Genomic DNA, 20,818 nt, shown 5'->3' on the forward strand with positions numbered 1-20,818 from the left:
ATAATTCTTTAATCCGTCTTGGAAAGTTTGCTCAAGTCAAGCCACTCCGTTGCGGTGAATCCAGCGCTGTAGTGAGGCAGTCGCTCAGAGGGGGTCTCCCCCATGAGTAACTGCCGAAAGGGTTTCCCGCCGTAGGCGACTGGTGAACCCGAAGGGGGGTTCCAAGAGTTATAGGAAGTGGCGCGGCAGAGCCGCAAGAGCAACTTTCCGCAAAATCTAAAATTAAATGACTTGCTCCTGATTTGATTGCTCTTTTCAATTCTTTAATCTAAAATCTAAAATCCAAAATCCAAAATTGTCTGACCTCGCAATTCACCGGAGCGCTTGGCAATTTCAATGGTGATGGGTAATACTTGGCAGTTATTTTCCAAAAAGCTCTCGAACCATATTTGAATTCTAGCGTTGGGCTTGAATGTCAGTCTATAAAATATTTCTTCAACGGTAATTGCACTCAGAACTATTGAGGAAACTCTTTCTGCCCATTTCAGTACACCAGAGTTAGGTTGGAGTCTTACTAATTCGCTGATAATGTTAGTATCACAGAGAAAAGTCATCAATGGCATCAGCGAAATAAGGACGGTCTTGGCGGGAGGGTACTTCGAGGATATAATCTTCTTCAGCAGCTATCTGACGTAGTTCTTTGAAAACATCAGCTAGAGAAATCTTTTCGCGCTGCTTGCGCCACGTCAAAAATTCTTCAAACATCTCAGCTTCAACAACAACAGCCACCAGTTGATTTCGGTTGTAGATGAGTTGCGGTTCTCTAGTGACAGCATGAATCAGTTCGGAGAACCTCTGTTTCGCTTCTGCAATTCTCCAGTTCATCTAAAACCTCTTTTATTCATAATCATGTGTATTATAAATATAATTAATGTCTATATTCTCATAAAAAAAGCGCAGATGCTAGGCTGAGGCTACACGTAACGGCGAATGTGTATTTCTAACCACCCATTTTTAACCATCCAAAAACTTGATTGACGGTTAGCGCAAGTTGAATTTCTGGTAATACAGGCAAAAAATCTTCTCCCTGGAGTAGCACTGGCTGTTGCTCTGGTAGAAATACCAAAATACTGAAATCATCAGGGTCAAGAAACCATCCAAGGCGGCTACCATACTTTAGACAGTAGAGAATGTTGCCAATTACTTTGTTAGGTTTTTGTTCTGGCGAAAGAATCTCAATCGTCCAGTCTGGTGGAAGTTCAAAATTATCAGGTACTTCATTATCAACAGTGAACGGTATGCGTTCCCACTGAAATACAGCTACATCAGGTACAATTGAGCGTTCCCCAAAACTACACCGTAATTCGGGAAACGCATAGGCAATCTTCTGGTTCTCTGTGACTTCATTAACAACAGCACAGAGTTTACCTTGTAAGCGGCTGTGTCTCCCTTTCGGCATTGATTTTTGAATAATCTCTCCGTTAATATATTCACTCGCAGGCTTTGTTTCTGGGAACTTCAGAAACTCTTCCAAAGTTAGAGGTTGAGTAGTTGTGTAGCTCATAGCTCCTAAATCCTAATGGAATGTGCTGTCACTTTAGCAAAATGCTCGCTTTCATTGCCGCAGACTAAACTAATTCTTTTGCTAGTTATTTTCCATCTTCAGCCAACTAAAAACCTGCTCTACTGTTAGTTCTAGGTCAATCTCCTCTAAAACTTCTAGGCGATCGCTCTTTTGCAACAACTCTGGTTGTTGGCCCGGACGGAAAATCAAAATTGAGCGATCCGTTGGATCAATTAACCATCCTAGTCGGCAATCATGCTTTGACACTCCCCCGTTTATAAAACGGGGGATTCTTGGGTCGAAAGGGAGCTATTGCTTAACCCCTCGCCAAGCATCTTGACCGTATGCCCTACGGCTGCAAGACCACGTTGCATCACCACCATAGCGGCTGCAACGTCTCTATCTGTCTGAAATCCACATTCACAACAATGATGTATCCGCTCGCTTAAATCTTTCTTTCCGGTGTGGTGGTTGCAATTAGGGCAGGTTTGACTGGTTCCATTGGGATTCACCTTAGCAAAATAAACCCCGCGCTGACAACACACCCATTCTAAGATTGAGAGAAATTCACCAAAGCCTGCGTCTAAAGTATGCTTTGAAAACATCCCTTTAGCCCACGCTTTAAAGTTCAAATCCTCGGCAAATATCATTCCACCTTGGTCACATAAATGATGTGCTAACTTGAAATGAAAATATGCGCGAGTGTTGTGAATGTATTCATGTAGTCGTGACACTTTCTGTTGAGCTTTTCGCCAGTTATTTGACCCCAATTTCTTGTGACTAACTCTTTGTTGCAGCAATTTCATCTGGCGTTGGAGATCGACAAAAAATCTTGGTCTAGCAATTTGTTCACCAGTGGATGTAGCTAAGAAACTTTTTAGCCCTAAGTCAATGCCAATAGGTTGTCCATGTGGCGCAAAGCTTGGAACATCAACATTAGCTTGCAGTGTGAGCATCACATACCACCCCGAAGCTTTTTTCACCACCTGGGCTTGCTTTGCCACAAACCCATCTGGAATAGGTCGGGATAGTCGCATTTTCACCCAGCCAACGCCAGGAAGTTTAACTTTGCTTCCTTGAATTGGATTAACCCCTAATTGTGGAAACAACAAAGAGTGCATTCTCCCTTGTTTTTTGAATCGGGGAAAGCCTCTTCCTGATTCCCACATCCCAATAAATGCTTTTTCTAACCGCCTTAACACTTGCTGCAACATTTGAGAATGTGCAGCACTCAGGTTAGGATTAGTTTTCCTGGCTTGAGTTAAGGCTTTGCATTGAGATGCAAACGTTGGTCGGGGCGCGTCAGCCGGAATGATATACTCACTTTTTAGACTGCAAGCATCAATTCTGCATGACCTAGAGTTATACCAATCTTTCCGTTCTCCTAAGCCAAAATTCCAAACCCTACGAGATGTTTCTAGCCATGCTTCATAGGTTTGGGACTGTTGTTGATTTAGTTTTAGGCGATAGATATAAGTTAGGTTTAGCATATATCTATTATATCTTAAAAACAGGCGAATTGTTTTTAAAGCCAAATAAATTTGGCTCATTCGCTTATATCCCCCGGTTTCCAACCGGGGGCTTTACGCATCACGATCCGTAAGAATTGCCGCAATGATTAATTCATCCTCACCATAATTCGTAATTGGAATTCTTAATTACGAATTACGAATTACGAATTACGAACTACGTTAGCGAGTCCGCGTAAAGAGCGTCATTACAAATTATTTCCGCACGACTACTAAAGTTCCCGTTGAAGCCCAGTTGTAAAGATTGCGAGCTTGCTTAACAGGTAAATTTACGCAACCGTGGCTGACTGGAGTTCCAAAACGGTTATGCCAGTAAGCACCGTGGATGGCATAGCCTCTGTAGAAATACATTGTGTAAGGAACGTCAGGAATGTTGTAGTCCTTGCCTCGCATTCGGTGAGTGCGATACTTAGAATTAATCCGAAATCTACCTATGGGTGTGGGGGTCGCTCGCTTACCTGTGGAAATGCGGTATGAATGAATAACTTTATTACCTTCCCATGCACGTAAGCGTTGCTCTGACAGGTCAATTTCAATCCAGCGAGGTTGGGATGTTTGCCTGATATTAAATGCAGTGATGCTGTTTTCATCTACTGACGCGGCTGTTGCTGTAGTAAAGTTGGGTGTACCTGCTAAAGGTGATGACCAAGAAAATAGAGTTGCCACCATCAGCGCCACGCCTGTACAAAAAGTTCCTGAAGAACGAATCCTACCACTGCGAATCCAAGATTGCATTATGCCTCACCTTCTAAACTACGCAAAAATTATGAAGTGAAGTAATGTTCTGGAAAACTATAAATTTCCAGATCGACTACTCGCTTCCTATTGAGGATTTACGCAATTCATCCGCTAATGCTTTTCAAAACAAGTCCGATGCTAATCTGCATCAAATTTGCACATTTGTCATTTGTCCTTAATTAAATGATCAGTTCTAACTAATGACTAATGACTAATTACAAAGGACAATATTTACAAAAAATCTGTGATTTAAATGCCTAAATACAAACTTTCCCCAAATTTATATTTGCATTTGTAATTTCACATAGCAGTTGTCAGGATTTACGCTTATTTTCTTGGGCAAATAGTTAAATGCCCTCTTCTCTATTTTATTTGAAATTAAGTAATTTCGACTCCGAAGACTCCCAGCATAAAATCTTGCTGGGAATCACTTAATTGTCTTGATTCGTTGTTATTTATGATTTTACCTAAATTGCTTTTTGGCTGCTTCACCTACTATTTCTGGATAACTACTGGTGTCCCTACTGATGCCCAGTCGAATAGCCATTTAGCATGTTTAGGTGCTATATTCACACAGCCGTGGCTCACGGGAGTACCAAATCTCTTATGCCAGTAAGCTCCGTGAATAGCGTAATTACCTTGGTAAAACATTGCATAAGGAACGTTGGGAACATTGTAGTTTTCTCCCTGCATCTTTGTAGTTTTGAATTTGGATTGAATCTTAAAAGTACCAACAAGAGTGGGGGTAGATTTTTTGCCAGAGGAAATAGCGCTTCCATAAACAACTTTGTCACCTTCCCAAGCTATTAATCGTTGCTTTGAAAGATTAATTTGAATCCAGCGCTGATCCGATTGTTGTAATGTTTGGATTGTTTGTGCAATCACTTCATTTTTGGAATTCGCCCAAACTTCACTCGTTCCAGTAGTAGTAAAAACACTTAAGGACAGTGCTGTACCAGTGAGAAGTATTTGTAAGCTACGTACCCACTCAGGATAAATCAGTCTTTTCATTTTAGATACACTCACACTCAAATCACGAGGTTTTGAGAAACTTATCAGCTTTCACCTTTATTTCCCTATCTATTACTTTAATAGACGTGAACTTTTGAGGATTTGATTCTAAGTTAAGTTAACTGTCGCATCAGCTTTCTTGCCCCAGATGCGATCGCTTCCCAATTTCCCTCTGTGACAAGCTTTTTGGGAAATAACTCACCGCTCAAACCGACAGCGATCGCTCCGGCTTGTAAAAATTCTTTGGCATTTTCCAGAGTGACGCCACCAGTAGGAATTAAAGGAATCTCACCCAGTGGGCCTTGCAAACTTTTGATATAAGCAGCCCCTCCCACTGCTTGCACAGGAAACACTTTTACACAACTAGCGCCCTGACTCCAGGCGGTAACAATTTCTGTAGGAGTCATAGCTCCTGGTATAATAGGCACATTTTTTTCTTGTGCCGCCTGAATCATTGCGGGATCAACATGGGGTGTGAAGAGGAATTGCGCCCCAGATGCGATCGCGGATTGTAGCTGTTGCACATTGAATAGCGTACCAGTACCAATGGTACAGGCTGGTAATTCTGAGCGTAGTTGACTGATTAATTCCCCAGCGCGATCGCTATTCCAGGTAATCTCAATTAACTGCATTCCCCCAGACGCTACAGCCATTGCCATTTGCTGTCCCATTTCGATTTTAGGGGCGCGGATGACTGCGATCGCTCGATTTTTTTGCAACTGTGATAACCAAATTTGATTGGGCATTTTCACTGGGGATTGGGAACTTGGAACTTGGTACTTGGCTAGTAAATACCTAATTTTCAATACTAATACCCAGTACCAATGCCCAATACTTCTCTACTTTGGGCAACCCTCAGTAGAAGTGCCCAATGCCCTTAAAACTTGCTTCTTGTATCAAGTTATGAGATATTGCATGTAAACATCATAAAATCTATCGAATTACCGTAGTTTAAAATTAAATGCCTCAACGTTTAGGTATAAAGGAGTAATTAAAATGACAATTGCGCGACAAAACACAGCAGCATCTTTAGCAATTACCATTCACGATTCCGAAAGGATGGATATAGGCAGCCTGTGGAAGCTTGGGCGACTAGGCGCAGGATTTTGGTGGCGTACTAAGGCATATGGAACGATTCTGGGCGTTATGCTGCTGACCTTGGTGAGTCTGACTTTCCTGAGTATGCATTTGTCTTACCGCAGACTGTTCCCATATCTGTGCCATCGAGTCATTGGCAGTAATAGTCCCCTACGCCCGTCGTAGATATCGCCTGATTTTGCTTCCTTTACATTACTTTAGAGACAGCCTTTGAAAACTCAGCTTAATTCTTCTAGTAGAGGAGAGAGCTAATTAAAAACGCATATACTGCACTTACCAAGCAATAGTTTGATCAGCTCCTAGTTAAAGACCTACTAGGAGCTTTTTTTAATTGATTATCTACTTAAATGCAGCCATATATGGAAAAACCGGCGTTGCAATTAAACTATTCCTTATGGATGTTAATAATTAATTCTGATGGTAGATGGAATCAAAAGATGAAGATTGGTAATATGTATTTGTGAAGTAAAAAACGTTTACCGAATTAATAACAATGAATATTATTGCTTGGATTGTTTTAGGTTTAATTGCTGGCGCGATCGCAAAAGCTATCTATCCCGGTCACCAAGGTGGCGGAATTCTGGGAACAATCGTGCTAGGAATCATTGGTGCTTTTGTTGGCGGTAGTTTAGGTGTATTTTTCAGTACGGGAACCTTAACTCTAGCAGCTCCTAGTCTTAGCATTCCAGGTATTGCCCTAGCAGTTCTTGGTGCAATTATAGCGGTTTTCGTGTGGAACTTAGTAACGAGCCGTGGTGCTGTATAAAAACAAAATTGCGGTTAATGAATGAGGAAGATTTAGTAAATTCATTTAACTATTTTTAACTGTGAATTAAATCAAAAAAATAGCGCCAGCCTGTCATTAGGCTGGCGCTGTTTTTTTAATTACGAAGGGTTACTATTTTCCGGGAAAGTGGTAACTATGGAAAAGATAGGTACAAAAGGCGGCAAGTCGGAAAAAAATTTTATTGTGAAACTCTTACACAAGATCCTTCCTGACCAGAATCGGGAAAAATTGCTAAAGTGTGATACTCAGGGTTATCTGTTCCATATATCACTCGAAAAGTATACAACTTATTTTTACCTTGCCCTTCGGTAACAACTGTTAAAAGTGTATTGCTAGTAGGAGGAAGTCCAGGAATGTCCAGTTTTTTAATTCGTCTGAGTTGAATTACATTCGCTGCGGAATTTTTACAATCTCCTCCACTACTATTAGCTTGTTCACCAAACTGCATACATACGGGGCCATCAAAATCTATAGTTACCTGTGATGGATCGTTTAACCAAACTTTTTTAATTACTTCTCCAGCCGGAATAAAGCTTAAGTTTGTTCCTTCTTGATACCAAATTTTGATTGTAGGTATTAGTCCCCCTAAACCCTGTGCTTGGCAGGAAAACATGGAACGCAGAACGGCGTTATTAGCTACAGCACGGCCTACTAACAAGAACATAGCAACCGAGAAAATTAAGGAAGCTATAGGTAGGAAATAAGAATTATGTGGGGTATTTCCTGACAAGTTAGTATTATTTTTCATGGTTGCAAATGGGTAGATTGGTAGAGAGAACAAGGGGAGATGGGAAAGATGGAAAAAACTAATTACCAATTACCATTACCCAATCCAAAATATAAAATTGGTATAAATCCTATCTCCTAAAGCTGGGTTGGTTGATTAACGTATATTTCAACATTTGTGCCTGCTGGCAAAAACCAAACACCAGTTTGTTGTGACATTTGAGCGATCGCCTGTTGATTACGTTGGGCAATTTGGGGTACTACAGAGTTCATACCACCTTCCAGAACCGCAGCTCCAAGGTTGCGTCTGTTCTCAGTGATAGTAGCATAACCAGTAATGATGCCGTTGTTGCCGTTGTTGGGAGTGTTGGCAGTGTTGGGATTGGGAGTGTTCTCGCCATCGATATTAGCGACGTTGGTGCCGCCATATAAAGGCAGGAGTTTAGTATCAGCGCGATTTACTAACTCTGCTGCTTTACCAATACCTCCCAAAACGAATAGTCCTGCATCCATTGATGCTATAGACGAACTTTGACTGGGAAATTTATTTGCGATTAAAGGTTTACCTTGGGTAGCGCGAATAATAATTGCATTATTGGGTAAACTTTGTTCTGTAAGGTTGCCATCATTTTTCGAGATAACTTTGACTACGTTCATCTGCAAAAGACCCTGTTCGGAAAGGGAACGAATTTCAGCTAGAAATTCGGTGTTTGCAGGTACAGCGATCGCACCATCCGTAGATTTTAGCGCTTCTTTCAATCGGATCACAAATACGTTTTTCCCTTCGCCTGCTTCATCACCACCGCCTGATTTAGTAGTAGTTTCCCCAAATATCGCTGTCGCCAATACAGCTTTAGCACTACTCCCAACTGGTACGGTTTTCTGTCCCTGCGGTTGCGCTTGGCTCACCGCAGGAGCAGGATTGGGGTTCGGTGTCTGTTCCTGTGCCTGCGCCTGCGGATTGTTTACAGGTTCAGGAGCAGCTGCGATAGCTTGATTGGTAGCATTTACTTGACCGTAGCTACCTAACTTTGCTAACCTTGCCCACTCTTGAAGTGGGCTTGGTGGAGATGGTGGAGTTATATTGACTAGCGGTTGAGTGCTTGGCTTGACAACTGGTAGCTGGGGTGATGTAGAAGGTTGAGAAGCAGGTACTTTAACGATGCGCTCAACTGTTACTGGCCGAGGTACGTAAACTGTTGGTGCGGGTGTTGGTATCACTTCCTGTTTCGCTCTGGAAGAAACTGAGGGTTGTTGTAAGGCTACTGTCGGCGTTGATTTGGCAATTCTAAGCTGTTGTTGGGCGGCTTTTACCAACTGTGCTTGTTCACTCAGGGCTAATTTCGTTTTCAGACTATCTACTTCAGCCCCTAGCTGTTGAGAGCTAGATTCATTAGTGGGCTGCGATCGCGCTTCTGGAGAAACAATATTTTTTGGCTTTTGACTGCTGGTAGTCATCAACTTGGACAAAAACACACCACCGACCAAAACTATCACCAAGGTAGCAGCCCCTACCAAAGCTAACTTTGCAAAGGGATTAGATGAGAAGGCTTGCTTAGTCTGAACTTCTCGTGGTTGAGAAAGAAACTCTTGCGCCGTTACAGAGTCTTCTGATCCTGGGATATCAGTAGAAGATTCTTCTTCAAAGCCGACCAACCTTGACATGTGTGATTCCCAATCTAAAGATTCTACTTTTGGTTGGCCATCGTCGCTGCTTAGGGTAAATCCATTTGGGGGAGGCGTTTCCGTAGGAATTGAGTATCTAGTCATGGTAGAGCTTTGGTTGGATTTACAGAACAATTTTGATCTTGGATTTCACATACATTATAAATTTCTAGTCTGGCTTCACCAAGGCGGTAAGCTGCGAAGTGCAACGGTAGTGCTGCATTTGGTAGTGAAGGTGCTGGTTGATCTATTGCTCTAACTAAAATTTGTTTATTAAAGGAAACTGATTTTCCCAACTTATCAGAACTGCTAAAAACTAATTGATTGGCAACCATATCCACTTTCCACTTTCCATCGCCTATTTGTGTAGGTTGAGAAATTTTTTGGATTACTAATACATTCTCCGCTCCTCTATTAACATTTTCAAATTGACTATCTGGATTTAAGTTAGTAACTTCTGACTTAAGTTTTTGTTTAAAATCATCAGCTACCAGTTGGGAGGTAATTTCCCAGACTTGTGTTGGCGGCTGTTGTTGTGACCAGGTAAGCATTAAGCTCATAGTTTCACCCACAAAGCGGCGAATAGCCTCTGGCTGTCGCTCTAAATTTGGCTGGGGGTCTACGGTTATAGTGCGACCATCAACAAGTTGCACTAAGCTTTGAGGTGTGAGTTGCCTACTTAACTGTTGTAACATAGACCCGTTAAATATTAGTAAAAGCAAGGTAAATAGATGTAACCCAAATGTTCCTACTACTAACAGTGGTAAGGGGCTATTTTTCCTATTTTCTGGTTGGAGTAATTGCATTAATAATTATATAAATTGAACTATGAGCCAGTGAATTAGAAATCGATTATCTTATAAAGCTATCAGATGTTTGTCCAGATCCGCATTGCTTTAATCTATCTTGGTTAAGGTTACTGTAGTTATCTAGCAAACATAAGTTACGGATTTCATAAATTTCTAATCTATCAGCGCGGACACTATAAATTGCTTTTTGCAGGTCTGTACCATTGTCAGCTTGGGGATTACCGAAATAATCTGCTGCACGTACAAGGAAATCTTTGTTAAAAGGAGTTATGAGTTTTGCACCACCTACTCGGTTTTTTTGAATTAAGTCGGCTACCATACCGACTCGCCACTTACCTGGTGCAATTTGTTTTGGCGGATAAACCCGCTTAATAACTAATTGTGATGTCATAACTTGGCTGGTATTTTCAGAGAAAACTTCTGGCGGTGTCATTTCTGCAACTGTGCTTAAGAAACCTTTGCGAAAGTCTTCTGATAAGGCAAAACTAGCTATCCAACTGGTGGTACTAATTTTTTGGCTACTCCCTTGAGGTGTTTGAATCAGAATTCCTAAATCTGCTTTGGGGTTTGCGACTTCTTCGATAGTTTGTGGTGGTAAGGTTCCAGACCAGCTAAACATTGATATCATCGTTTTGCTGATGAATTGGCGAATTGCTTCTGGTTCTCTTGCTAAATCATCAATATTAGCTACTGGTTTACCATCGATTAATTGCACAAAGTTGGGAGATTTTCTCACACTGAGTTGGCGAATATTTATCCCTTGGAATAAGAATAAAAGTAAAACTAATATATGTAAACTGAAGCTAGCGATCGCAAAAATTGTCAAAACACTTGCTGTTCTTTGTCTTTTTTCCAGTAAACGCACCATTTACTCATCTTCTCCTGCAAAAAACTTCAGCTAATAGACCTCTTGCGGAAATCAAAAATAAGAACCCCACCCCGCCAAAGCTACGCTTTGTCTCCCCTCCCCGCTTGCTCTTAGGGGTTGGGGGTGGGGTGCTAGGGACTTTTGCAAGAGGTCTTATATTAATTACGATTTGCATATAATTCAGCAGTCAGGACACTTGCCAAAATTGAGTTTATTCATTTTGAATTTTGAATTTTGAATTTATATTCTCTCCCTTACTAAAGAAGCCGTATTGCTGATCCCACTGAAGACTGCAAAACCGCCAGCAGCAGCCACAAGTAGCGATAAAATTGGTGCTAAAATTCCCAGAAAAATTATGAACCACATTAAGTCTGGATCAGCACTAGCATTTTGACCTGGCCCATTTACAATAACTGCGGCAGTCAGCACAGCAATAATATTGAATGAAATCTTGGCGATTCCAATAGATAAAAATCCGGTCAGCCATGCAAAAATTGGCTTACCAGCTACAGGCAGTAAAGACCCACCTACAGCTATTGGGGCTAAAAGTGCTATCAGCAACATAGTAGCTTCTATGAGATTCTGAAAGGCATATTGCAAGGAAACTAAAAAGTTTTTGATGCTTGTTTGGACTGTAGAACCTAACAAAGAATTAAATGAGGTTTCTGATACAAAGCCTTTGTCATATCTAATATCATCTACTTTAGTTTGTAGCCTATTTATCCAAATTCTCTTTCCGTATGTATCTCTATATTTCTGCAAGAGAATGTTGATTTTATCGGCAGCTTGGACAAAGCATTGACTTTGTTGAGTGCCAGTTAGCGATTGGCAAGGACGCAGAAAAGAACCAGTTACTTCTTCTGCAATACTCATATTCAGTGCTTGTTGGTACATTTTACCCGCATCTGCTGATACCACTACTTCCTGATTCACATTGTTTAAAAAACCCCGTAATCCCAGTGTCAGATTAGAAAGGATACTTCCCTTCCCTGAATTATTTAAGAGAATCACCACCACAAAAGGCCAAATTAAAGCTGATATGGGACGGGTATATTCGTAGGATATTAAGTCTTTGAGGAATTGTATCATAAAAAATAACAGGGTTCCTACGGCAAAAAAAATACCCAAATTTGTCAGCGCTCCATATAAGTTATTACTGGTATTGTTTTGTAATAAATCTAGCCATTGTTTGTCCCAACCTTGGGCAATACTTTGGGAAGTTGCCGCACCATTATCGAGAACGTCATCAATCCCTACTTGGCGGCCTACTTGGGCAAAAATTAGTTGAATAGCAAGTTGCATTTTGAGTTGATGGGCTGTTTTTTTTAGATTTCGTAGGGTGCGTTAGGAACGTAACGCACCATCCCGGATGCTTTCGGTGGGTTAGCGACAGCGTAACGCACCTTACCAAACTGTTTTTTAGACTTCTTGTTGGTTTGTCAGAAGTTTAGAGAATGTTTTAAAAGTCCTCTTGTCGGTAGCAAAACATTCTAGATCCCTCGAAATCACCCTTTTTAAGGGGGACTTTGATTCCGGTTCCCCCCTTTTTAAGGCTACGGTGTACACACAAGTCTGAAATAGGTGATTAACCAAGGTTTTACCCCACCCTAACCCTCCCCTTATAAAGGGGAGGGAACTAGATTTATTGTTTCCCCCCAATATATCGGGGGGATTAAGGGGGGTAATTCGACTTGTGTGTACACGGTAGCCTTTTTAAGAAGGGCTAGGGGGGATCAATAAGTCCCTCAAATCACAGGCAACCACTTTTCAAACAACCTCTTAAGGATTTTAAAATTTGTCTGGAAAATTAGAGTTTTTTTATCCTAAAATCCTACTTCACAACTTTTCTGCCAAACAAATCTAGTTGAGAAGTAGCTCGTAAAAGTCGCGCCGCTTCTGTAGATGTATCTACTCTCCGAGCGCGATTCGCCTCTTCTGTCTGCTGAGAAATGTTTGCTAAATTTAAATTAGAATATTGTAAAGACTGATTTGTTTGTATTGTCTGAGCAAATGTTTCACCAACAATTTGTGATTGTGCCTGTTGAATCTTAATGCTTTCCAATTGAGTAGCACCTATTAATTGTGTTAAAGCCGAAATAGCACCAGTAGTTGCAATATCTCCAGCAGTAGCAGCTCCATTAGAAACATTTGTAGGAATTAAACTGCGAGCTTTCTCAATAAATCCTTGGCTCCCTACCTCTGCCTGGTCGCTCATATCGCTAATACTTTTTAATGTGCTTTCAGTATTTTCTAACTTTACTTGTGTCCGATTTTGTCCATCTTTACCAAGAATAGCTTCCGCTGATCCACGAGTAATAAAACGAGAGACTTCATTTCTAACTCCATTTGCCCGTACTGCTGCATTATTTTCAAAGCGGCTTGCTTTAGATTCTGAACGATAAGATTCGTTGATAATGCTATCACGAACCCTTTGTCCCGCATCGACGGGGTTAGGTATCTTCAATTCTGTATTTCCCTTGGAACTCTCAAGAGCATTTTGACTGTATGTTTCTACAGGCTTTAAGTTCTCGCTCAGATTATCTTGAAAGTATTTTCCCATCTCTGCGGAATATGATTTAAAATTAGTCCAAACCTCGCCTAAACCCGATCCCAGTTGAACTTGTGCCATTGCTGGTAGGATTGCTAGGGATAGTAACGTAAAAGTCAAAATGGTAGTTTTTTGCATACATTTGTGCCTGAAAAAGCTAGACGAAATTAAGTAGTGAGTCCGAAATTTAACTTTTTAACTATGATTTCTAACTTTTTGAATCACTGTTAACTGCTGACATAACCCGATTAACTACTACGTAAATTAGCCACTAACTGACGTGCAAATGCAGAAATTGCTTCATATTTATTGCTGTGCAGTTGCATCATTTTGCTACGTGCAGTTTGTTCAGAGGGATTATTCGCAACTGCTGCTAATTGTTCGTAACCTGGATAGTAACGGCAAAATGTATAAATCCCATTATCATCTAGCAGCCATTGGCTATAAATGCCTTCTTTGCGGGGAAAAAAGCTTTCTGAGGCATTACGAGAAATAACTTGGCGGGGATATTTCAAGATGTCTGCAAAACTATCAACTGCAACTGGCTGAATGCGTCCAATCAATCGTGTTGTCAGGTTTTGCAAAATTTTAGATGCAGCTTTAGATTTGGCAATAGTATCAGGATCTTGTCCTGATAAGATGACTCTAATGCCGGCTTTAGCACCGTTGGCACAAATTCTGCCAACTAAGTCAGAAATTTGCTCAAATTCAAATAGAATTGGTGCTTCGTCAATAAAGAATATGGAAGCTGGGCTGCTGAGTGCGCGTCGTAGTGCTGCTGAATAAGCACTCAAGGATAGTACGGCTGCATCTTCGCTATCTGATAGGTTTCTGAGCGCAAAAACTAAAAGTTGTGCATCGGTAGGAAAGCTGGATGGTGCAGAAATCGCTTGTCCCACACGACTAGAAAGCCAAAACCGCAAGCGTAACTGAATTTGACTCAGAGCGTCTTCTACTCTCCCAGCTAAAGAACTTAGCTGCAAGTGTTCTGGTGAACAGAAAAACAGAAAATCTTTTAAGGTAGGAGTTTTCTGCCAAGCAAGAGTGCCAAATCCTCCCGCCATCGCCTGTCGATATCGCTCTTTTATGCCCTCATCAGTAAAGAAAGCTTCTAATGCTAAGTTGAGCAGCGATCGCACGGTTTGCGATAAAATTTGACTTTCAGTGGATGATCCTAAAACCATTGTCATTAAAGCTGATTCTAGGAAGGCGGTATAATCGTTAAAGCGATCGCGCTGTTGTTCTGGATCTAGTGATCGTAAATCTGGCTGTTCAAATAAGTTATTCGATTGTTTGGAGATATCAAAATAGGCTCCATTTGCCTCCATAAACTCTGTATAGTCAGTGAAAGTAGATGTACCATCAGGTTTGGGGAAATCTAACGCCACAACAGGAATACCATGCGCCAAAGCCTGAGTTAAAATCCCTGATACCAACACCGATTTACCAGCACGAGTTGTGGCAAACAAAGCTAAATTTTTGTGTTGATTAAATAAATCTAAATGTACGGGTGTCCCGCCTTCTTCTGCAATCAACTCAAAGCCTTCTTTATCACCTCTTTTAGTTAAAACTAAAGGCATTAATCCGGGAACTTCACTTGTTAAATATAGCTGGCGACGGTTGAAGGGTGTTGCTAACAAACCTTCCCAAACTATCGGTAGAGTTTGTAGCCAAATTTTCCAGGCGTACTCACTTTCTCTAATTACTCTTGCTGGACGTTGAAAACAGTTTTCAATATATCTTGTTGCCTCATCTAATTGCTCTACAGTTGGACGATGTACCAAAATGACGACACTCGTATAAATCGGGACTGCACCTTCATATAATTGTTCTTGTGCTGCTACCGATTTCTTCAACTTTAATTGAGCGTTGACATCAATAGTTTTACTTTTTTCCTGAGCCATAATTGTCGTCATGTTTGACTGCTTCAGCACTCGTTGCAAGGTAGTTTTCACCACGGCTGGATTTGCAGCAGTCAATTCACAAAAAATCTCTGTATCTACTACTCTTTCTCTGGCCAACAGTTCCCATAAATAGCGCAGTTGGGTAGATTTATTTGACCAACCTCCGGGTTTTTCGAGAAATGACAGTGCGCCAATATAACGATTGTTAACATTAACCCAGCGGCGATCGGCACAAGGTACGCTAGACTCCATCAGCAAAGTTGTGCCGTGGATATTGTCTATAAGCAATTTAGTACTAGCTAGATCTGAATTAACTTCCTCGTGCAGTCCTTGTTCATCTAAAGTCATTAACTGGGGAATATCTATTGGATCTGTATCATTAAACCTTCTCCAGATTTCCTCCCAGAGTTCCTCAGCTTTCAAAGGCTTGACATCCAATCCCATTTGGTTAGATAAAATTTGTTCCCAACGCAGAAAACCCTGTTTGTAAGCATTTGTGATCAGGGTTTCAATGCGCTGGTTTTCTACATCTGAGAGTTCACCTTTGAATTTCAACCACCATGATTCAGCCCTGACTAAAAGCTTCTCTATCCAATCATCTGCATTTTTGGAGTTGGATTCAATGGTGTAAGTGACATAAATCCGCAAAAATTTTGGCTTACGAATACCAGAAATCGTCAGTTCTTTTACTCTAGCTCTTTCCGCCATCAACAAATATTTTATGTCTCGTGATGGCGTATTTTTTATTAATGATGCTAATTCTTTTTGGCGCTCTTTGTCTGAACTAAAAGATCCCAAATGCAGTGTCATTCTTTCACCGCTAGGGATGTCTTTCAATCCGGCTTCAATATTATTAAAAAGTGTATCGATTTGTTCAGGTCTTAAGGTGGTATGAATTCCCTTACAGTCAAAACCAAAAACAAAGCAGAAGCGATCTTTTTGAGTGCCTTTTGTCAAAAGGTAAGCGCCAATATCACGTCCATTCATTGCGACACGTAGCATTGTTGCCAAGTGTAAGGCATCTTCAAATGGTGTTAATCTACTTTCATTTCCGGCGACGCCGACGCTTTGTTTTCCGATTTTTTGCTTCATGGTTAACTTCTAATAAGCTTTGATAACGAGCAAAGCCTCTTGTCCAAGCGGGAACGCCAATAAATTTACTTAAAAAGCTCCAACTCCTACCACCAGTTAAAATCCACCAAGTTCCGATTCCCCAACCAGTAATTAGTACTGTCCACAACCATTTTTGAAACTCTTCTTGAAAAATACCACCAAAAATCCCATTGATAATAAAGTATGAGGCTAAGGCGATTACCGTCCAAGGAAGAATTTGATCGGCCGGAATTGGCCCTAATGAAGGTTGGCTTCCCAGAACCTGATTGACTGGACGAAATTCTTGTTCCCGCTCTTGAGACATTTTAAATATCTGAATTATTTACTGTTATCGCCAATTACAAAGCGTGTGAGTACATCAGCAATGGTAACAGCAACAATCACTAATAGGGGAGTTCTGGCAATACTTTGCCAATCTTCATCTTTACGCACTGCGTTAATCACACCAACCAGAGAGATTGCAATATACAGTAAGTAAATTGCCCGCAACACGTTAAATATTAAACTTACTGCTGCGTCGCCACCACCAGCATTTGCTCCTGTACCACTTTGCAAGGTTCTTCTGAAAAACTTTTCAGCTTCCCCAAAAAACTGTGCTTGTGCGGGGGCTGCAAAACAGTCTAACCAATATAAACTCAGAATGATCGCTGCTGCTAAAATTTGTAATAATACTAGCGATCGCCTTGGTAAATTCACCTGCTCCCCAATTTGCTGGGTGATAAGTGTAATTAAACTACCAACTAGTAAACAAAAAAGCAGGATAGGACTTTTTAGGCTGATAACACTTACAAGTACGGCACAAGCAATCAAAAAAGGTACAGACTCAACCAGAATAATCAGGCCGGATTCCAGTCCCAGTCTTAACTTATGAGATATTTTGACTGCACTACCAGTTAAAGCTTTGAAAAAGTTTCTCTCGTGAGAACTTTGTCTAGACATTTTCTAATTTTCCTATGGTGTACTATGAGTATTGGTTGTCTAAAATTTTACAGTATTTTACAATTTAACATGATTTAACATTCATTTTTAATGAAAGTTATGAAGTTCACAGTAAGGTTTTACATTCTATATAAACTTTTATGAAGTTAAGTTAATAAAATATTAAATTTGGTTTAAAGGGTAAGTATGCGTAGTTTGAGAAACTAGGTTTCGAGCTTTAAACCAGAACTGCTACAGTCCTCCTAAACTTTTTCTATCCCAGCGATTTTGCCTTAATTAAAGGTTGGAGAATTCGCTAGAAACGCGAGACAATTCTTGGCAGCATAGTTACAAGTTGTATAGAAAACATTTTATTCCTCCAACCAACCCTTTTGTAAGATGTTATCTTTACCTAAGGTACTACAAATCACTACAAAATTTGCTACAACTTTGGGGAAGTTTGCAACTCAGTGGCTACAGTATCCCATCTACAAAGGCTTTTGGGAATACTTTTGCAGATCATGTTAGCACTACCATCCATATCCGCGTTAATCAATCTACCGTCCATAGCAGGAAATATACCACGCTTTATCCTTTTACCTAAATATTCCGAATGTTTACCGGAGATGGGGAAAAGGAAAAGGGTATAGGCATTAAATCACTTTCCCCCTTCCCCCTCTTTTTCATCGATTGGTTAATTGTCATAAATGATACCAAAATTTCCTGATTGACATAAAATACCAAATATTAGTAAATATTTCTGGTATTATAACGACATTTTCAGCTATTTTTTTGCGACGCTTAGGTTGGGCTACGCCGAAGCAACTAATAAAAGCATGGTTGGTAAAATGCTGAAACAACGTGTTTTCGTTAATACACACGCTGACTAATTTGTAAACTGCCTAAACTCTATTAATTACTTATTAAAAGGTCTAAAAAAAGCTTAATAAGCAAAACCATATATAAGCGGAACTTTTAGATTTTCCTCTGACGAATTGAAAAAAAACGCTACAAAAACCACTTTTTAAACACCCTAAACTCCAAAAATATATTTAAGTTTTTTAATCATTCCATAATGTAATCATGACTTGAGCTTTACCTTAGCATTATACTGTTGATTTCGTTGGCAACTTTTAACAGTTATTAGCTATAGCATTCCTAAAAGATTCGTGAAATCCTGACTTTCTTTACTTCGCACCTTAGCGGTAGCTTGTGGCAAACTGCGGCACGTCTACATTAGAGAAAGTGATTTTCATAATTCAGATAAGATTGCCATCCCAAATAAGTAAGTGGGTAAAGTTAAACATGGCTTTTTAAAGCGGAATAAGAGACTGAGAATGGGAATTGAGGCATGATTCATAGTACCTAGTAACCACTCCCTTATCCTAAAGCCACGGAATGTTTATTTCTACAAACTTACTTAGGAAATCTATAGTTTTTAACTAGCAAACAATTATGTAATCGGGTGGAATAGCAATAGCTTAACGCCCTCTACATATTTAAAAGCTTGCCTTTGATTTGCTCTAGATTCTTCAGTGTTTTGTGCAAACTATTGATTGATCAATAACCTTTTTAATGCCAATCTGCTGTGTTTATAGAAGGTTATTTATAATCGCCAGTTTGACAATTGATTTTGATTTTATAGGTGTTGAACCGGAAAATAATTTGAAGGAGCTTGACATGGCTTTTTATCCTAATCGTCAATTGACCAATTTGGCAAGTTCAATTACTGTATTTGCCATCACAATTGGTTTAGTAGTAGCTCAATCTGCTACTCAGAAATCTCTAGCTCAGACCTCACTAGGTAATGGTGCAGGTGCAAGCACTGTAAATGCTTTGCTTGCAGGTCTAAAAACAGTCGCTCCGGGCTTCACATTCACATATTCTCCAGTTGGTAGTGGCGCAGGGTTAACAGCTTTTTTCACTCAAACCGCACCATCTGGTACTCCTAGCCCAATCTCTTTTGCAGCTAGTGACGACCCCGTAGCAGCAACACAAACAGTTCGTGGCGGTCGTGGTTACGTCCAAGTGCCTGTGATTGGTGTCGGAATCACATTAGCTTATAACAGTGCTGGTCTTACTGTACCAGCAGGTGGAATTAAGCTTTCACGAGCTAGCTACTGTGGTATTTTGAACGGTAGCATCACAAATTGGAACGCTCCCAGCATTAGTACAGATAACGGCCGCCAAATAGCACTTAATGTACCCATCAAAGTTGTACGTCGTAGTGACTCAAGTGGTAGCACTTTTGTTTTAACCAGTCATCTCAATACTGCGTGTAAGCCTGCTGCGACTACAGGTATTCCAGCAGCTAATGTATGGAATAGAGGAGCGGGTACAACTGTTAGTTGGCCAAGCACTTTCATTGCCGCTAGTGGTGGTGGTGGTGTAGCCACTGCGATCGCGAGTACTCGTGGTGCAATTGGTTATGTGGATAGTGCTACGCGCTTAAGTAAAAATCTACCTGCCGCAGTCTTACGTAACAAGGCAGGTAACTACATTGCTCCCTCAACAGCTGCAATTACAGACGCTCTTCTCGGTGGGACTATCGTAAAATACGGTACTAATAATAAGCTGGTTAGAATTGATAATTTGAACGATCCAACCCGTGCAGGAGCTTATCCAATTTCCACAGCAAGTTATTTGCTCTTTTACTCAGATGCTACGATAGTAAATGCTTTTAAAACCTTCATCACCTCGGCTTTCGGATCAGCTGGGGATGCCAAAGCTACTTCTCTGGGATATGCTCCTCTTCCCGCTAGCATTAAAACTGCATCTAGAGGTGTGTTCTAAATAGTTGCGTAAATACTTTTTTAGATTCTTCTCCTTGCAATTAGGTTTATAAATTGACCTAGCAGCCTGTGGAAGAATAGCTGTTAATTCTGTTTGCAGACTTTAATATCTATCAGGGGCGTTGTTGAATTTAAGTATGAAATTTCCAAGTTAAACCCTTGGAACCTTTGTTTTTGCCCATTTACGCGAAACAAAATTCATACTCTTAATCAGCAACGCCCTATTTCACGGTTTGGTAAAAGCGATAGCACAGCTAATACGGTTCGGTTAAGACAAGAGACGCGATAAATCGCCGTCTCTTGCATTGGACTGATTATTGTAAAGACGGCGATTTATCGCGTCTTTGCGATTAGCGGCGTATCATCAAAAAACCTTATCCGAACCGTATTGATAGCGTAGCCTCTTCTCTTCTTCGGCTGGGCGAATGAATGGTAAACAGTGCCTACTCTACTTTAGCAGATGATGCGATCGCCAACTATGTTATAATCAGCTAGTTGAGAAATATTTTCGGTCATGTAACTGACTATATAGACACCTCTCCGAATCTAAATCTCTACACCCTTTGATTCAGGAGGTGTTTTATGTCAGTTTATATGCGTTGAGAGATATTCAACGGATGGGTCATAGTCTGAAAGTTAATACAGCTAAGACCTTTAAAGATGAGAGTCTTCAGCATTCCAAAACTTGAAATTTCTAGTGAGCAGAACTGTATTGCAATACCTCCTGTGATAAATGATACATGTTGCTGTGAAAAAATGTGCTAAGAAGAACGGACAAGTCTAATGTGTCACAAACCCAGACAAGATA

At 40.5% G+C, this 20,818-nt stretch carries 20 protein-coding genes; 3 read left to right on the forward strand and 17 right to left on the reverse strand.

Going from position 1 to position 20,818, the window contains the following annotated elements; all coding sequences use genetic code 11:
• Nucleotides 1–275: 275 nt before the first annotated feature.
• From HWQ23_RS19380 to HWQ23_RS19415, 8 genes are all read right to left on the reverse strand, one after another.
• The gene (locus HWQ23_RS19380; protein ID WP_292831339.1) at nt 276–563 is read right to left on the reverse strand and encodes a PIN domain-containing protein; all 288 of its coding nucleotides are present in this window, start codon (nt 561–563) and stop codon (nt 276–278) included.
• Nucleotides 538–825, reverse strand: coding sequence for a type II toxin-antitoxin system prevent-host-death family antitoxin (locus tag HWQ23_RS19385; protein ID WP_292831342.1), 288 nt, complete (start codon nt 823–825; stop codon nt 538–540). Before HWQ23_RS19385 ends, HWQ23_RS19380 begins: the two co-directional genes overlap by 26 nt.
• A gap of 115 nt (nt 826–940) precedes the next feature.
• Nucleotides 941–1,504 (reverse strand): Uma2 family endonuclease, encoded by a 564-nt coding sequence (locus HWQ23_RS19390; RefSeq protein ID WP_292831345.1) that lies wholly within the window; start codon nt 1,502–1,504, stop codon nt 941–943.
• An 81-nt stretch (nt 1,505–1,585) separates the two neighbouring features.
• On the reverse strand, nt 1,586–1,771 hold the full coding sequence (locus HWQ23_RS19395) for a hypothetical protein (RefSeq protein ID WP_375466651.1): 186 nt from the start codon (nt 1,769–1,771) through the stop codon (nt 1,586–1,588).
• Nucleotides 1,772–1,779: 8 nt separating this feature from the next.
• Nucleotides 1,780–3,054, reverse strand: a complete 1,275-nt coding sequence (locus tag HWQ23_RS19400; protein WP_334889286.1) for an RNA-guided endonuclease InsQ/TnpB family protein — start codon at nt 3,052–3,054, stop codon at nt 1,780–1,782.
• 174 nt (nt 3,055–3,228) lie between these two features.
• Nucleotides 3,229–3,768 (reverse strand): L,D-transpeptidase, encoded by a 540-nt coding sequence (locus HWQ23_RS19405; protein ID WP_292831348.1) that lies wholly within the window; start codon nt 3,766–3,768, stop codon nt 3,229–3,231.
• A 498-nt stretch (nt 3,769–4,266) separates the two neighbouring features.
• Complete coding sequence (locus HWQ23_RS19410) at nt 4,267–4,782, reverse strand: L,D-transpeptidase (protein WP_292831351.1); 516 nt, start codon at nt 4,780–4,782, stop codon at nt 4,267–4,269.
• Between the two features lie 113 nt (nt 4,783–4,895).
• Nucleotides 4,896–5,528 carry a bifunctional 4-hydroxy-2-oxoglutarate aldolase/2-dehydro-3-deoxy-phosphogluconate aldolase gene (locus HWQ23_RS19415; protein WP_292831353.1) on the reverse strand — a complete coding sequence of 211 codons (633 nt, stop codon included), beginning with the start codon at nt 5,526–5,528 and terminating at the stop codon, nt 4,896–4,898.
• Between the two features lie 250 nt (nt 5,529–5,778).
• On the opposite strand from HWQ23_RS19415, the gene HWQ23_RS19420 reads away from it, so the two are divergent.
• On the forward strand, nt 5,779–6,045 hold the full coding sequence (locus tag HWQ23_RS19420) for a hypothetical protein (RefSeq protein WP_292831355.1): 267 nt from the start codon (nt 5,779–5,781) through the stop codon (nt 6,043–6,045).
• A gap of 328 nt (nt 6,046–6,373) precedes the next feature.
• Entirely contained in the window at nt 6,374–6,646 is a 273-nt protein-coding gene (locus HWQ23_RS19425) for a GlsB/YeaQ/YmgE family stress response membrane protein (RefSeq protein WP_292831357.1), read from the forward strand.
• A 199-nt stretch (nt 6,647–6,845) separates the two neighbouring features.
• Here HWQ23_RS19425 and HWQ23_RS19430 read toward each other — a convergent pair whose 3' ends face one another.
• The 9 genes from HWQ23_RS19430 to HWQ23_RS19470 form a co-directional block, all read right to left on the reverse strand.
• Nucleotides 6,846–7,415, reverse strand: coding sequence for a hypothetical protein (locus HWQ23_RS19430; RefSeq protein WP_292831359.1), 570 nt, complete (start codon nt 7,413–7,415; stop codon nt 6,846–6,848).
• 116 nt (nt 7,416–7,531) lie between these two features.
• A complete protein-coding gene (locus HWQ23_RS19435) occupies nt 7,532–9,163 on the reverse strand; it encodes a hypothetical protein (protein WP_292831362.1) in 1,632 nt (543 codons plus the stop codon).
• Complete coding sequence (locus HWQ23_RS19440) at nt 9,160–9,864, reverse strand: hypothetical protein (protein ID WP_292831364.1); 705 nt, start codon at nt 9,862–9,864, stop codon at nt 9,160–9,162. The genes HWQ23_RS19435 and HWQ23_RS19440 overlap by 4 nt, the downstream gene beginning before the upstream one ends.
• A 46-nt stretch (nt 9,865–9,910) precedes the next feature.
• Complete coding sequence (locus HWQ23_RS19445) at nt 9,911–10,735, reverse strand: hypothetical protein (protein ID WP_292831367.1); 825 nt, start codon at nt 10,733–10,735, stop codon at nt 9,911–9,913.
• Between the two features lie 240 nt (nt 10,736–10,975).
• On the reverse strand, nt 10,976–12,037 hold the full coding sequence (locus HWQ23_RS19450; RefSeq protein WP_292831370.1) for a hypothetical protein: 1,062 nt from the start codon (nt 12,035–12,037) through the stop codon (nt 10,976–10,978).
• A gap of 529 nt (nt 12,038–12,566) precedes the next feature.
• Complete coding sequence (locus HWQ23_RS19455; protein WP_292831373.1) at nt 12,567–13,421, reverse strand: hypothetical protein; 855 nt, start codon at nt 13,419–13,421, stop codon at nt 12,567–12,569.
• A 110-nt stretch (nt 13,422–13,531) separates the two neighbouring features.
• Nucleotides 13,532–16,279 carry a hypothetical protein gene (locus HWQ23_RS19460; RefSeq protein WP_292831376.1) on the reverse strand — a complete coding sequence of 916 codons (2,748 nt, stop codon included), beginning with the start codon at nt 16,277–16,279 and terminating at the stop codon, nt 13,532–13,534.
• Nucleotides 16,233–16,604, reverse strand: a complete 372-nt coding sequence (locus HWQ23_RS19465; RefSeq protein WP_292831379.1) for a hypothetical protein — start codon at nt 16,602–16,604, stop codon at nt 16,233–16,235. The genes HWQ23_RS19460 and HWQ23_RS19465 overlap by 47 nt, the downstream gene beginning before the upstream one ends.
• Nucleotides 16,605–16,618: 14 nt before the next feature.
• Nucleotides 16,619–17,239 (reverse strand): hypothetical protein, encoded by a 621-nt coding sequence (locus HWQ23_RS19470; protein WP_292831382.1) that lies wholly within the window; start codon nt 17,237–17,239, stop codon nt 16,619–16,621.
• 1,599 nt (nt 17,240–18,838) lie between these two features.
• Here HWQ23_RS19470 and HWQ23_RS19475 point away from each other — a divergent pair.
• Nucleotides 18,839–20,011 carry a substrate-binding domain-containing protein gene (locus HWQ23_RS19475; RefSeq protein WP_292831385.1) on the forward strand — a complete coding sequence of 391 codons (1,173 nt, stop codon included), beginning with the start codon at nt 18,839–18,841 and terminating at the stop codon, nt 20,009–20,011.
• The last annotated feature ends 807 nt before the right edge of the window (nt 20,012–20,818 follow it).

Origin of the sequence: Nostoc sp. JL33 (assembly GCF_017114985.1) — a bacterium.
Classification (GTDB): Bacteria; Cyanobacteriota; Cyanobacteriia; order Cyanobacteriales; family Nostocaceae; genus Nostoc.